This window comes from Streptomyces sp. NPDC052721 (assembly GCF_040678315.1).
In the GTDB taxonomy this organism is placed as follows: Bacteria; Actinomycetota; Actinomycetes; order Streptomycetales; family Streptomycetaceae; genus Streptomyces.
Map to the genome: position 1 here is coordinate 1 of NZ_JBFATL010000084.1, position 13,269 is coordinate 13,269.

The 13,269-nt window shown below is 72.5% G+C and carries 10 protein-coding genes and 2 pseudogenes; 6 read left to right on the top strand and 6 right to left on the bottom strand.

The genetic code is table 11. From position 1 onward, the window contains the following. The 5 genes from AB0L21_RS38935 to AB0L21_RS38955 form a co-directional block, all read left to right on the top strand. Positions 1–431 (top strand): RlpA-like double-psi beta-barrel domain-containing protein (locus AB0L21_RS38935; RefSeq protein WP_365788692.1); only part of this gene is annotated, 431 nt, incomplete at its 5' end. Positions 432–562: 131 nt separating this feature from the next. After that, the gene (locus AB0L21_RS38940) at positions 563–1,675 is read left to right on the top strand and encodes a glycoside hydrolase family 19 protein (RefSeq protein ID WP_365788693.1); all 1,113 of its coding nucleotides are present in this window, start codon (positions 563–565) and stop codon (positions 1,673–1,675) included. Positions 1,676–1,825: 150 nt separating this feature from the next. Then, on the top strand, positions 1,826–4,147 hold the full coding sequence (locus tag AB0L21_RS38945) for a Tat pathway signal sequence domain protein (protein ID WP_365788694.1): 2,322 nt from the start codon (positions 1,826–1,828) through the stop codon (positions 4,145–4,147). A 52-nt stretch (positions 4,148–4,199) separates the two neighbouring features. Further along, entirely contained in the window at positions 4,200–6,119 is a 1,920-nt protein-coding gene (locus AB0L21_RS38950) for a glycoside hydrolase family 97 catalytic domain-containing protein (RefSeq protein WP_365788695.1), read from the top strand. 134 nt (positions 6,120–6,253) lie between these two features. Continuing rightward, positions 6,254–8,179, top strand: a complete 1,926-nt coding sequence (locus AB0L21_RS38955; RefSeq protein WP_365788696.1) for a cellulase family glycosylhydrolase — start codon at positions 6,254–6,256, stop codon at positions 8,177–8,179. 44 nt (positions 8,180–8,223) lie between these two features. Here the strand turns inward: AB0L21_RS38955 and AB0L21_RS38960 are convergent. The 4 genes and pseudogenes from AB0L21_RS38960 to AB0L21_RS38975 all read right to left on the bottom strand — a co-directional run. Continuing rightward, a pseudogene (locus AB0L21_RS38960) lies at positions 8,224–8,972 on the bottom strand (cupin). Further along, positions 8,966–9,895 carry a PmoA family protein gene (locus AB0L21_RS38965; protein WP_365788697.1) on the bottom strand — a complete coding sequence of 310 codons (930 nt, stop codon included), beginning with the start codon at positions 9,893–9,895 and terminating at the stop codon, positions 8,966–8,968. Before AB0L21_RS38965 ends, AB0L21_RS38960 begins: the two are co-directional and overlap by 7 nt. Continuing rightward, entirely contained in the window at positions 9,892–11,007 is a 1,116-nt protein-coding gene (locus tag AB0L21_RS38970; RefSeq protein ID WP_365788700.1) for a Gfo/Idh/MocA family oxidoreductase, read from the bottom strand. Before AB0L21_RS38970 ends, AB0L21_RS38965 begins: the two co-directional genes overlap by 4 nt. 736 nt (positions 11,008–11,743) lie before the next feature. Further along, positions 11,744–11,983: pseudogene (locus AB0L21_RS38975) on the bottom strand (aminotransferase); the annotation flags it as partial. On the opposite strand from AB0L21_RS38975, the gene AB0L21_RS38980 reads away from it, so the two are divergent. Further along, complete coding sequence (locus AB0L21_RS38980) at positions 11,969–12,121, top strand: hypothetical protein (protein ID WP_365711163.1); 153 nt, start codon at positions 11,969–11,971, stop codon at positions 12,119–12,121. The pseudogene AB0L21_RS38975 and the gene AB0L21_RS38980 sit on opposite strands and share 15 nt — an antisense overlap. Before the next feature lie 89 nt (positions 12,122–12,210). On the opposite strand, the gene AB0L21_RS38985 is transcribed toward AB0L21_RS38980, so the two are convergent. Continuing rightward, on the bottom strand, positions 12,211–12,927 hold the full coding sequence (locus AB0L21_RS38985; RefSeq protein ID WP_365788698.1) for an alpha/beta hydrolase: 717 nt from the start codon (positions 12,925–12,927) through the stop codon (positions 12,211–12,213). 20 nt (positions 12,928–12,947) lie between these two features. After that, on the bottom strand, positions 12,948–13,269 hold a 322-nt coding region (locus AB0L21_RS38990; protein ID WP_365788699.1), incomplete at its 5' end, for an alpha/beta hydrolase fold domain-containing protein.

A 13,269-nucleotide genomic window follows, 5' to 3' on the forward strand; every position in this document is an offset into this window, starting at 1 on the left:
GCCTGGACGTCACCGACAACAACTCCGCCAACGGCACCCGGACACAGATCTGGAGCTGCACCGGCGCCGCCAACCAGAAGTGGAACGCCCCCGCGACCGCACAGCCGGCCGAGCAGTGCTGGGCGACGCACTACGGTCCTCAGCCGCCCGGTGCGCTGACGGCCAGCGGCGAGGTCTTCGACAACAACGCCGACACGGCGGCGACCTCGCTCAGCCGTCAGCCGCAACTGCCGTTCGGGACCCGGGTCCAGGTGACCAATGTCGCCAACGGCCGGTCGCTGGTGGTCCGCATCAACGACCGGGGCACCTTCGTGCAGACTCCGCAGGAGCCCAAGTGCCTCGACCTGACCGACGGCGCGTTCAGCCGGCTCGGCGGAAGCCTGAACCCGGACGCCGGGCACATCGTCGTCACGCAGAGCGTCCTCAACTGACGTACCAGGACGCGGAGTCGCCGGCCCACGTCCTGCGTCACCTCCGCACCTCCGTGCGTCCCCGATCGCGCTACGCCCCGTGAACTGGAGCGAATCCCCCCATGAACCCCCCTTACTTCAGACGGATACCGATGACACGCGTGCACCTCGGACGGACACTGGCCGGCTCCGTCGCCGCCTGCCTCGCCGTGCTGTTCGCGGTCACCCCGGCCCGGGCCGCCGACGGACAGATCACCGGCCTCGCCGGCAAGTGCGTCGACGTGGCGGGCGCGAACAGCGCCAACGGCACCGCCGTACAGCTCTACGACTGCAACGGCACGAACGCCCAGCGGTGGTCCAACCCCGGCGACGGCACCCTGCGGGCGCTCGGCAAGTGCCTGGACGTCGTCGACCGCGGCACGGCCGACGGAGCCGCCGTACAGCTGTGGGACTGCTCCGGCGGAGCCAACCAGCAGTGGGTGGTCACCGCCGCGCACGACATCGTCAACCCGGCCGCGAACAAGTGCCTGGACGTGCGGGACAACAACTCCGCCAACGGCACCCGCCTGCAGATCTGGAGCTGCACCGGCGGGGCGAACCAGAAGTGGAACGCGCCGGCGGGCGGCGGGGGCGGCACCACGCCTTCCGGGTTCGTCGTCTCGGAGGCACAGTTCAACCAGATGTTCCCGAACCGGAACCCCTTCTACACCTACAGCGGTCTCACCGCCGCCCTCGGCGCCTACCCCGCCTTCGCGAACACCGGCAGCGACACCGTGAAGAAGCAGGAGGCCGCCGCCTTCCTCGCCAACGTCAGCCACGAGACCGGCGGCCTGGTGTACGTGGTCGAGCAGAACACCGCCAACTATCCGCACTACTGCGACCCGAACCAGCCGTACGGCTGTCCGGCCGGCCAGGCCGCCTACTACGGGCGCGGCCCCATCCAGCTCTCCTGGAACTTCAACTACAAGGCCGCCGGCGACGCGCTCCACATCGACCTGCTCAACAACCCCTGGCTGGTGCAGAACGACCCCGCCGTCGCCTGGAAGACCGGCCTGTGGTACTGGAACACCCAGTCCGGGCCCGGCACGATGACCCCGCACGACGCCATGGTCGACGGCGCCGGCTTCGGCCAGACCATCCGCTCGATCAACGGCTCCCTGGAATGCGACGGCAAGAACCCCGCCCAGGTCCAGAGCCGCGTCGACGCCTACCAGAGGTTCACCCAGTTCCTCGGCGTCAGCCCGGGCGGTGGCCTGTACTGCTGACACACCTTCAGTATCGTCCAGACATCCGATGTATTGCTTCAGAGTTGGCCGGTTCATTCATCGTCCAGACGATTGACAGGTGCACGAAGGGTACCTAGGTTCGCCGATACACCCGATGTATCGACGAACGGTCAGGTCTGGAGGACGACGATGGCCTCACAGTCGGACAAGCGCTCACCGGTGGCCCGGAGGTCCGTGCTCGGTACCGCGCTGGGCGGAGCCGCGATGGCGGCACTGCCGGCGACGGCGCACGCGGAGCAGGCGGGGACGGGCGGGGCCGCCGGCCCGGCGGACGGCAGACGGCCGTGGCGGCTGCGCTCCGCCCTGGCCGACGACAGCGCCTGGGAGACGTTCCTGCGCGGCCAGGATCTGCTGTGGCGCCGGCTGCCCGCCCTCTGGCACGAGGGTCCCTTCCTCGGCGACGGGCTGCTCGGCAGCATGATCTACCGAGAACCGGACCCCCACCAGATACGGTTCACCGTCCAGCACGGCCGGGTGCAGGACCACCGCCCCGAGTTCGGCAGCGGCTGGGGCACCTGCCGGCTGCCGGTCGGACACCTCACCCTCGAACCGGTCGGCACCATCACCGCCGTGGACTGGCGGTTGAGCCTGTGGAACGCCGAGCTGACCGGCACCGTGACCACCAGCGAGGGCACGCTCACCCTGGCCGCCCTCATCCACGACGAGGTCCTGGCCGTCCGCGTGACGGCGAGTGGCGGCGAACGGGTCACCTGGACCTTCCACCCCGAGGAGGCCATCAGCCCCCGCAAGATCCAGGAGGCCCCGCCCGCCGGTTACACCGGGAACCCGCCCTGGACCACCCGGACCGCCGCCGACGGCACCGAGCAGGTGCTCCAGCCCCTCACCGGGGGCGGGCAGACCGCCACCGCCTACCGCCGCACCGGCGACGAGCTGCTGCTCAGCGTCGGCCACAGCTTCCCGTCCGGCACCGCCGCCGAGGCCGACTCGCTGCGCAACCTGCGGCGCGGGGCGTCGTACGCGGCCCTCAGGCGACGGCACGTCCGCTGGTGGCACGCCTTCTACCGCAAGAGCTTCGTGTCCTTCCCCGACCAGCGGCTGCAGAGCTTCCACTGGATCCAGCTGTACAAGGTCGCCTCCGCCAGCCGTGCGGGCGGCCCCGTCATGGCCACCACCGGGCCCTGGCTGGAGCCGACGCCCTGGCCGGCGGTCTGGTGGAACCTCAACGTCCAGCTGGAGTACTGGCTCATCCACGGCTCCAACCACCTGGAACTCGACGCGCTCGCCAGCACACTGCGGCAGAACCAGGAACAGCTCATCGCCAACGTGCCCGCCGCCTACCGCAAGGACAGCTCCGGCATCGGCCGCAGCTCGGACATGTTCGCCAACCGCTCCGTGGGCGAGCCGGGCACCGGCGCCGAGACCGGCGACCTCACCTGGGCGCTGCACAACGTGTGGCTGTCCTACCGGCATACCATGGACAAGGCCCTGCTGCGGGACACGATCTACCCGGTGCTGCGCCGGGCGGTCAACTACTACCTGCACTTCCTCACCCCGGGCAGCGACGGCAAGCTCCACCTGCCGAGCACGCTCTCGCCGGAGTACCCCGTCGTGCCGCCGCAGGACACCAACTACGACCTGGCGCTGATCCGCTGGGGCTGCCGGACGCTCCTGGAGTCGGCCGAACTGCTGGGCATCCAGGACGAGTCGGCGCCACGCTGGCGGGATGTGCTGGCCCGGCTCACGCCGTACCCGGTCGACGACAACGGGTTCATGATCGGTGCCGACACCCCGTACGCGCAGTCCCACCGCCACTACTCGCACATGCTGATGGTGTACCCGCTGTACCTGGTCAACTGGGACCAGCCCGAGAACCGCGAGCTGATCACGAAGTCGGTGACCCACTGGCACGCGCTGACCGGCGCGCACCGCGGCTACAGCTACACCGGGGCCGCGTCGATCTACGCCATGACCGGCGACGGCGACACCGCGCTCGGCTATCTGCGGAAGTTCTTCGACCCCACGACCCGCTACCCCTGCCGGGCCAACACGCACTACACCGAGGCCGGTCCGGTGATCGAGACTCCGCTGTCCGCCTCGCAGTCGCTGCACGACATGTTCTGCCAGAGCTGGGGCGGTGTGATCCGCGTCTTCCCGGCCGTCCCCTCGGCCTGGGCGGACGTCACCCTGCACGACTTCCGCACGCAGGGCGCCTTCCTGGTGAGCGCCGTCCGACAGGCGGGCGTCACCCGGTTCATCCGGGTCAAGAGCCTGGCGGGCGAGCCGCTGAAGCTCCGGCACGGCCTGAGCGGAACCCTCACCGTGCTGCTGGACGACGGCTCCCCGGCGCGCACCCGGGACCTCGGCGACGGCACCCTCGCCATCGACCTGCCCCAGGGCCGCGAGGTGCTGGTCCACTCCGGGCCCCGTCCCGACCTGGTCATCGCCCCGGTGCCCCTCAGCGAACCCGGTCCGGCCTGGGGACTGCCGTAGCGGCCGTCCGTACCCGTCACCCACCTCGACTCCTTCACCCGGGAGGGTTCTCATGGCGGTTCCGGTCAGGACCGCGGTCGCCGCGCTGTGCGCAGGGCTGGCGGCCTCACTTCTCAGCGGCGGGCCCGCACGCGCCGGCCAGGACACCGGCTCCGCCGCGGACGCCTGGACGGTGTCCGCGCCCGGGTCCGGCGCGGCGGCACAGGCACCACGCGCCCGCGTGTCCCTGGACGACACCACCGGCACGCTGAACCTGTCGGTGTCCCGCGGCGGGCGGACGGTCATCGAGCCGTCCCCCGTCGGCATCCGCACCGAGCGGGCCGATCTCTCGCAGGGCCTGCGCTTTCTGCACCGCACGGACCGGCTGGTCGACGAGCGGTACCGGACGAAGTCCGGCAAACGGCTGCACCGGCGGTCCCTGATGAACGAGACACGGCTGTCGTTCGGCACCGCCGCGGGCGCCCGGTTCGACCTCGTCGTCCGTGCCGCCGCCGACGGTGTCGCCTACCGGTACGTACTGCCCGAGGGGTACGGCGACGTGCTCGGCGAGGCCTCGGCGTTCACCCTGCCGGCGGACGCGCGCGCGTGGCTGAGCCCCTACCGGGTGGACAACGAAGGCCAGTTCGCCGAGTACTCCGCCGGGACCGCCCCCACCGGCTCCTACTCGGACCAGGCGCTGTTCGCGACCGACGGCGGCTACACACTGCTCGCCGAGTCCGGCCTGACCGGCGCCTACTCCGGTGCCCGGCTCGCGCACGACCAGGGCAGCGGCACGTACCGGGTCACGCTCGCCGACGAGCGGATCCACAGCACCGGCGGTCCGCTCGCCACGCCGTGGCGGGCGATGGTCACCGGCAGCCTGGCCACCGTCACGCGGTCCACGTTCACCGACGACCTCGCCCCCGCCTCCCGGGTCGCCGACACCTCCTGGATCCGGCCCGGCACCGTGCTGTGGACGTGGCTCGCCGGAGGCCGCGCGGCCGGCCAGAGCCTCACGGCGCAGAAGGCGTACGTCGACTACGCCGCCGCACGGCACTGGCCGTACGAGGCCGTCGACGCGGGCTGGTACTTCCGGAGCGACCAGTGGGACACCACCGATCCCGACTGGCAGACCGACAGCTGGCTGCCCCAGCTCACCGAGTACGCGCGGGCGAAGGGCGTCGGGATCGTCGTCTGGATCCACCAGCGCGACCTGGACACGCCCGAGGAACGCGCCCAGTGGCTGCCCACGCTGGAGCGGTGGGGCGTCAAGGGCGTCAAGATCGACTTCATGAACTCGGAGTCGCAGTCCATGCTCCAGTGGTACGACGCCATCCTCCGGGAGACGGCCGAACACCACCTCATGGTCGACTTCCACGGCTCCACGATCCCGAAGGGCATCCAGCGCACCTGGCCGCAGGTCATGACCCTGGAGGGCGTCGGCGGCGAGGAGAAGCGCACCAACACGTCCGTCCACCTGACCACCCTGCCGTTCACCCGTAACGTCATCGGCTCCATGGACTTCACCCCCGGCGGTTTCCAGCGCGTCGGCCAGCGCCCGAACTCCGACGCGGCCGAGGCCGGTCTCGCCGTCGTCTACGAGTCGGGGCTGCAGATGCTCGCGGGCAGCCCGGAGTCGTACGACGCCCGGCCGCTCGCCCGGGACTTCCTCGGACAGCTGCCCGCCGCCTGGGACGACACGCGGCTGCTCGCGGGCACGCCCGGACAGGAGGCGGTCCTCGCCCGGCGCGGCGGCGACCGGTGGTTCCTGGGCGGGGTGTACGCCGGGCCCGCGCGCCGGGCCGAGGTGCCGCTGTCCCTCGGGGCCGGACGGTGGCTGGTCGAGACGATCCGGGACGGCGCCGACGGGCTGGTGCAGGACCGGCAGGTGGTGCGCGGCGGCGACACGCTCGGCGTCGACATCGTCGCCGGTGGCGGATTCGCCGGGATCGCCTGCCGCTGGCACCCGGGGGTCACCACCTGTCACCGCTGAGGCGGCGCCCGTCAGCCGTCGTAGGTATGGACCTTCTCGGTCCTTCCCGGCACGGTGGTGGGCACTCCGGCCGGGCGGTGCCGTCGGACCGGTCACCGCCCGGCTCCCCGCCTCCGACCCCAAGGGCTGCCCTCATGCCGATGCCACCAGCCGCGTCGCGGCTCGCCGTCACCGCCGTGGGACTCCTCCTCACGGCCACCACCGGCGCCACCACCGCGGCCTCCGCCGTCGTACCACCGCACACCGCCCCCACCCGGGTCGCCGTCGACGCGCCGGAGCAGACCGCATGGTCCGCGCCGTTGTCGACCCGGGGCCGGTACGTCGTCGACGCCCACGGCGACCGTTTCCGGCTGAAGGGCGCCAACTGGGACGGGGCGCAGGGCTCGTGGACCGGCAACGGCAGCTCCACCGACCCCGCGAACCATCACGCCGGACAGGACGCGCACGGCATACCGCTCGGCCTGGACCGCGCGCCGCTGCCCCAACTGCTCGACGACTTCCACCAATTGGGGATCAACACCATCCGGCTGCCGTTCTCCAACGAAATGATCCACAGCACGGCGCCCGTCCCCGACAGCGCCGTCGCGGCCAATCCCCGACTGCGCGGCAGGACACCGCTGGAGATCTACGACGCCGTGGTGGAGGCGCTCGGCCAGAGCGGCTTCGCCGTCGTGCTCAACAACCACACGAACACCTCCCGGTGGTGCTGCGGCATCGACGGCAACGAGCGGTGGAACAGCGGGCAGTCCACCGCTCAGTGGGCGGACGACTGGGTGTTCATGGCGCGCCGCTACGCCACGGTGCCGCGCGTGGTCGGCGCCGATCTGTACAACGAGGTCCGGCGTGACGTGCTCGACGACCCCAACTGGGGTCTGGGAGACGACCACGACTGGTACGGCGCGGCCCAGCTGGCCGCCGACCGCATCCTCACCGAGGCGAATCCGCGCCTCCTGATCGTGATCGAGGGCATCAACTGGACCGGCGTACCCGTGGACGGACTCCCCCACGGCCGGCCGGTGCTCACCCCCGCGCGCACCCTCTCGCACACCCTCCTGGACGCCCGCAAACTGGTCTACTCCGCCCACTTCTACGGCTACACGGGCCCCCACCACAGCGGCGCCACGGGCATCGGCGAGACCCACGACGCCCGCTACCAGGACCTGTCGCGGGCCGAGTTGGCCGCGGCCCTGGACGACGAGGCGTTCTTCGTGGAGGAGACCGGCCGGCACTACACCGCGCCCGTCTGGGTGAGCGAGTTCGGCATCGGGTCGAGCGAGACGAACGCGGCGGCCCGCACCTGGTTCGGCAATGTCACCGACTACTTCGCGGACCACGACGCCGACTTCGCGTTCTGGCCGCTGGTCGGCTTCGAGGGCCACGACGACTGGGCGCTGCTGCGCTACGACACCGCGGGGCACCGCTCCGGCATCCTCGACCCCGGCGACTGGCGGGCCGCCGCGTGGCGGCGTCTGGTGTCCGCGCCGGGCACGACCGGTCCCGTGGCGTCCGTCCCGCTCTGGCGCATGCTGAGCACCGATCACGGAGACGCGGTGGCCTCGCCGCGGGTGCGCGCCACGGGAGACTGGGATCCGGGAGCGTACAAGGCGGCCTGCCCCGACGGTACGAGACTGGCCGGGCTGAGCCACACCGGTGGGCGTGGCCTGTGCACGGATGCCCGGACGGGAGAACTGCGCGCCGCCGACGCCCGCCAGACGGTCGTCACCGACGAGCGGTACGTGCCGGCCGGCGGGGACTGGGCGTCCGGGTACACCAAGTACCAATGCCCCGCCGGTGAGTTCCTCGTCGGCTACAGCCTGCGGGGAGAACGCGTCTCGGCGGCGCTGTGCGTCCCGGCACGGGCCGCGCTGCCGGTCGGCGGGCGCACGGTGTGGTTCGACCGGTCCGACAACCGTCCCGCCGACGGCGCCGGCGGAGACTTCGCGTACGGCGCCTTCAAGGGCCAGTGCGCCGCGACCGAGTACGCCGCCGGGATCGCCTTCACCGCCCGCGTGGGCAGCCGCCCCGGCCCCGCGGCCCTGCTGTGCCGCGCCCTGCCCTGACCGCCGGGCCCTCCCCGCACGAGCCTGCCGTGCGCCGGGGGCCCTCAGTCGGCGCCGTACGGCAGTGTCGTCCCCGGCAGCGCGTACTCGTCGCGTCGGCCGCACATCCCGAAGGCCGCGAGCCGGCTGGGTCCGGTCGCGTACGCGGTGGCCTCCCCCAGATGGGCGGGGCCCCGGTCTCCAGCGCGTCGAGGTGGGCGCCGGTGCGTGCGGCGGTGGCGAGGGCGCCCGCGCGCCACAGTTCGCGCCAGGCGGGTACCTCGGCGCGGACCAGGCGGGCGGCGGCGCGCTGGAAGTCCCGGTAGGGTCCGTCGTCCCCGGCGACGAGGGCCTGGCGCAGCAGGAGGTAGCCCTCGACGGCGAGGTCCCAGCAGCGCCGGGCCGGTGCCCGGCGGGAGGGTGGCCGCCGCGGCGTACCGCTCGGGGTCGGCGAGCACCGAGGACGGAAGGTGAAGACGGCGTCCCCGGCCTCGGGCAGGTCGCTGTTCTGCATCAGCACGGTGACGCGCAGCCCGGCGCCGCCCACCATGCGGTGCACGGTGCCCGGCGTGAACCAGGCGACCGACCCCGGTCGCAGCGGGATCTCCCGGTGACCGTCGGGGCTGAGGGTCTGCACCGCATGGTGGGCGGCGGTGACGACGTACGCCTCGGTGCACACCAGGTGCAGATGCGGGCTGCCACCGCACACACCGTCGGCGGACTCCCAGGGGTAGGGGCTGAGGTGGGACAGGCCGATGGCCCCGGGCAGCGGGCGCGGCAGCGCGGGCTCGGCACGCGAGGGATCGTTCACCACGGCAGAGCCTCCAGGTGGGCGGCGATCCGGTCGCGGCCCCAGGCCCCGTCGGCGACCACCACCCGGTAGCGGTAGCCGAAGGACTCCCCCGGCTCCAGCGTGAACTCCTGGAAGAACGCCCAGGAGAAGGCGACCGTCGGGACGGGCTCGGCACGCACGAACCAGTGGGACTCGTTGATCGCGGACGTCCCGTGCAGGTTCTCCGGGGCGTGCGCGAAGACCAGCGTGGAGTGCCCGTCCGTCTCGTCGTGCTCGGCGGTGACGGCCAGCCACGGCCCCTGACTGCCCATCAGCTTCTCGGCGCCGGTGTCCTCGGCGCCGGGGGCGAGGACACGGCCCCCGGTGAAGTCGCGTGGTCCGCGCCAGTGGAGGCCGGTGTACCCGGCCATCTCGCGGCCGGCCGTGGTCGGGGAGCCGAACGCCAGCGGTTCGGTCCGCGTATTGGTGAGCCGGATCGACCAGTCCAGCGCCCAGGCGCCGATCGTCTCGTCGACCGAGTGCACGTCGATCCCGCGTACCTCGTGGGCCCATTCCCGCCCGCCGTTCTCGATCCAGGTCAACTCCTCGGTGAGCGCGAGACGTTCGTCCTCCGCCGTGAACGCCGTGAAGCCGTCGTGGCGCATGGAGCCGACGCGGTCGGGCAGCGCCAGGTAACCCCGGCCGTGGACATAGCTGTTGCCGCCCCAGAAGTTCTGCCCGGACAGGTGACTCGCCGTCATCTGGAGCCCCTTGTGCCAGCGATGGTCGCTCGGCCGGTACCCGGTCACCGTGCGGCCGGCCAGGGTGCGCAGGGGATGGGCGTAGGGCTTGCGGGACTCGAAGGGATCCGGGTCGGGACGGTAGACGTACCGGAAGATCTCGGTGCCGTTCGGCGCGTCCACCGCGACATGTGCGCCGTGGAGGTGGCTGACGCGGATGCTCATGCGCGCTCCTTCGGGGCCCAGTCGGGGTGGTCGCCGTGCATGGCCGTGTAATAGGGGTCACCGGGGCCGATCTCGCCCGCCCGCACCGGCCGCCCGGTGAACGCCGCCTTGTACAGGGCGGCGGCGAAGTCCAGGGCGGCGCGGGCGTCCTGGCCGCTGCCCGGGGGGCGTACGCCCCGGTCGTAGGCGTCGAGGAGGGCGCCGAGCTGGGCGGTGTGCGAGCTGGGCACGTCGTGTGCGGGGGTGCGCCAGGCGGCGGCGCGCTCGGGGTCGACGTGCGGGGCCGGGGTGTAGACCCAGTCGTCGTTGCCGTGCCCGTACAGATGGGTCAACTCCACGGTCGCGTCCGCGCAGTCGACGCGGATGCGGCTCACCTCGGCCGGGGAGAGCACGCTGTTGACGACGGTGGCGAGCGCGCCGTTGCGGAAGCGGACCAGGGCGGTGGAGACGTCCTCGCTCTCGATGTCGTGGACCAGCCGGGCCGCCATGGCCCGTATCTCCTCCCACTCGCCGAGGAGATGCAGCAGCAGGTCGTACTGGTGGATGCCGTGCCCCATGGTGGGCCCGCCGCCCTCCGTGGCCCACCGGCCGCGCCACGGCAGGCAGTAGTACGCGGTGTCCCGGTGCCAGGTGGTCTGGCAGTGCGCCACCAGCGGGGCGCCCAGCTCACCCCGGGTGATGAGGTCACGGGCGTGTACGGCGCCCGAGCCGTAGCGGTGCTGGAAGACGACCGCGGCATAGGCGCCGGACGCCTCCTCGGCAGCCGTGATGTCGTCCAGTTCGGCCGGCGACAGGCACAGCGGCTTCTCGCACAGCACCCAGGCGCCCGCCCCCAGCGCGGCCACGGTCTGCTCCCGGTGCAGCGCCGGCGGGGTGCCGATGAGGACGAGGTCGGGGTGTACGGCGTCCAGCATGGCGTCGGTCGAGGTGAAGCCGTCGATCCGCGCACCCGCGAGCTGCCGGAAGGCGTCCAGCCGGCCCTGGTCCACGTCGACGGCGGCGACCAGCTCGACCCGCTCGGCATGGGCTCTGAGCGCGGGCAGATGGCTGCCGGTGACGATGGCACCGGTGCCGATCACGGCGACCCGGCGGCGGGGTGCGGGCAGGGACATGCGGCGCTCCTCGGAGATCGGCAGGGCGGAGGCGGCGAGCACCATGGAAAGCGCTTGCTACCGTACCGGACGACCCTAGGGGCGGGACATGGTCAGAACAACCCCCCTGCCCGGGGCGTCGGCTGACACGACGACTGCCCGGCCGGCGGGCGGACGAGGCTCCTGCCCTGGACACCGGCCACGACGACTGCCCGGCCGGCGGGCGGACGAGGCTCCTGCCCTGGACACCGGCCACGACGGCTGCCCGGCCGGCGGGCGGACGAGGCTCCTGCCCTGGGCGTCGGCTGACACGCCGACTGCCTGGACGGCGGAAACGCCGGCGGCCCGAGGCCAGGGCGTTTTGGAGCCGGTGCAGGATCTCCCGCAGGATGCGCTCCGACGTCCCGAAGTCGACCCGTACGAAGCCCTCGCCCTCCGCTCCGGACGTGCGACCGTCGTTGAGCAGGACGCGGGCCTTCTTCAGGAAGAAGGCCCGCGGGTCGGTGTCCGGCTCCAGCTCACGGAAGTCGAGCCGGGCGAGGAACGCCGCCTCCGGCACCCGGTAGCGTACGCCGGGCGGCAACTCCTCCCGCAGCGACTGGGCGTTGCGCCGGAGGACCGGCATCAGCTCCGCCAGCCAGGCGTCCCCGTCCCGCCGGCCGGCCAGGGTGGCCGCGACGCCGAAGGTGTCCGGTTCGCCTGTCGGGTCGTGCGGGTTGGCCAGCGGCAGCATCCGGGCGGGCCGCTCCCCCCGTTCCCGGTCCAGCCGGTCGGGGTCGAACGTCCAGCGGTCGCCGTCCGGTGTGTACGGCACCGGGTGGAGGCGCCGTCCCCTGCGCGCGATCGTCTCCAGGAACGGCGGGCAGGCCGGCGTGTGCACCACGACGCCGTCACCGGGCCGTGTGGCGACGTTCAGTACGGCCTGAAGGCCGTGGTTGACGTCGGTGGACTCCCTTACCTGCGAGGCGTCGAGCACCCAGCCGTGGCGTTCGCGCATCCGCCCGGCGAAGGCGGCCCGCAGGGGGTTCGCGGCAGACCGTCCTCCCCCGCACTGGAGGCGAACGCCGTGTACGTCCTGTACCAGGCGAAGGACGACGCCTTCCGGTTCCTCGGCCGGTACGAGCGGATCAGCTGAACCGTCCGCCGTCCGCACGCAGGGCGGGCGCGTGAGACCGCACGGACGCGATGCGGGGGAGGCGTCCGCGCGGTCGTTCGCGAGCCGGGTCAGCCGGTCGCGCGGACCGCGTCGCGGATCAGCTCGGCGACGGCCTTCGGCTGGGAGACGGCCACGGCGTGCGAGGCGCCCTCGATCTCGACGATCGTCGCCCCGGCCCGCTTCGCGCCGAAGCGCTCCACCTCCGGGTTGATCGCGTTGTCCGCACCGGCCACCAGGGCCCAGGACGGCTTGGTCCTCCAGGCGGCGGCGGAGGCCGTCTCCTCGAAGGCCGCGGCGGCGAGCGGGCGCTGCGCCGCCGCGAGGACCTTGGTGACCTCCGCGGGCACGTCGGCGGCGAAGACCGACGGGAAGGCGTCCTCGGCGATGGTGACCTCGACGGCGGGCTCGCCGCCCGGGACGGGGTACGTCCACTGCTTGAGGTTGCTCACCAGCGGCGACAGCGGGAAGCGGCCCTGGAGTTCGCCGAGGCTCTCGCCCTCTTCGAGGGCGTAGGCGGCGACGTAGACGAGGCCGACGACGTTCTCCGTGACGCCGGCCACGGTGATCAGCGCACCGCCGTACGAGTGGCCGACGAGCACGACCGGACCGTCGATCTGGGAGGCGACGGAGGCGACGTACGCGGCGTCGGACGCCAGGCCACGCAGCGGGTTCGGCGGCGCGATCACGGGAATCCCGTGGCTCTGCAGCTCCTCGATGACCCCGGACCAGCTGGCCGCGTCGGCGAAGGCACCGTGGACGAGGACGACGGTGGGAGTGGTGCTCATGTCTGTGTCTCTCCTCGGGGTCAGGCGGTGTGCAGGGCCGAGTGCAGCGTGCGGACGGCCATGGTGATGGCGGCCTCGGCGGCGTGCGTGCCGCGCAGGGCGTTGAGCATGACGAAGTCGTGGATGATGCCCTGGAAGCGGACCGCGGTGACCGGCACACCGGCCTCACGGAGCTTGTTGGCGTAGGCCTCGCCCTCGTCGCGCAGCACGTCGGCCTCGCCGGTGATGACCAACGCCGGGGGAAGATCGGCCAGTTGCTCGGTGGTGGCGCGCAGCGGGGAGGCGGTGATCTGGGCGCGCTCGGTCTCGTCGGTGGTGTACTGGTCCCAGAACCACTGCATG

Coding starts and splice junctions, on each gene's coding strand:
- AB0L21_RS38940 (WP_365788693.1), top strand. CDS start 563: ATGACACGCGTGCACCTCGGACGGACACTGGCCGGCTCCGTCGCCGCC.
- AB0L21_RS38945 (WP_365788694.1), top strand. CDS start 1,826: ATGGCCTCACAGTCGGACAAGCGCTCACCGGTGGCCCGGAGGTCCGTG.
- AB0L21_RS38950 (WP_365788695.1), top strand. CDS start 4,200: ATGGCGGTTCCGGTCAGGACCGCGGTCGCCGCGCTGTGCGCAGGGCTG.
- AB0L21_RS38955 (WP_365788696.1), top strand. CDS start 6,254: ATGCCGATGCCACCAGCCGCGTCGCGGCTCGCCGTCACCGCCGTGGGA.
- AB0L21_RS38965 (WP_365788697.1), bottom strand. CDS start 9,895: ATGAGCATCCGCGTCAGCCACCTCCACGGCGCACATGTCGCGGTGGAC.
- AB0L21_RS38970 (WP_365788700.1), bottom strand. CDS start 11,007: ATGTCCCTGCCCGCACCCCGCCGCCGGGTCGCCGTGATCGGCACCGGT.
- AB0L21_RS38985 (WP_365788698.1), bottom strand. CDS start 12,927: ATGAGCACCACTCCCACCGTCGTCCTCGTCCACGGTGCCTTCGCCGAC.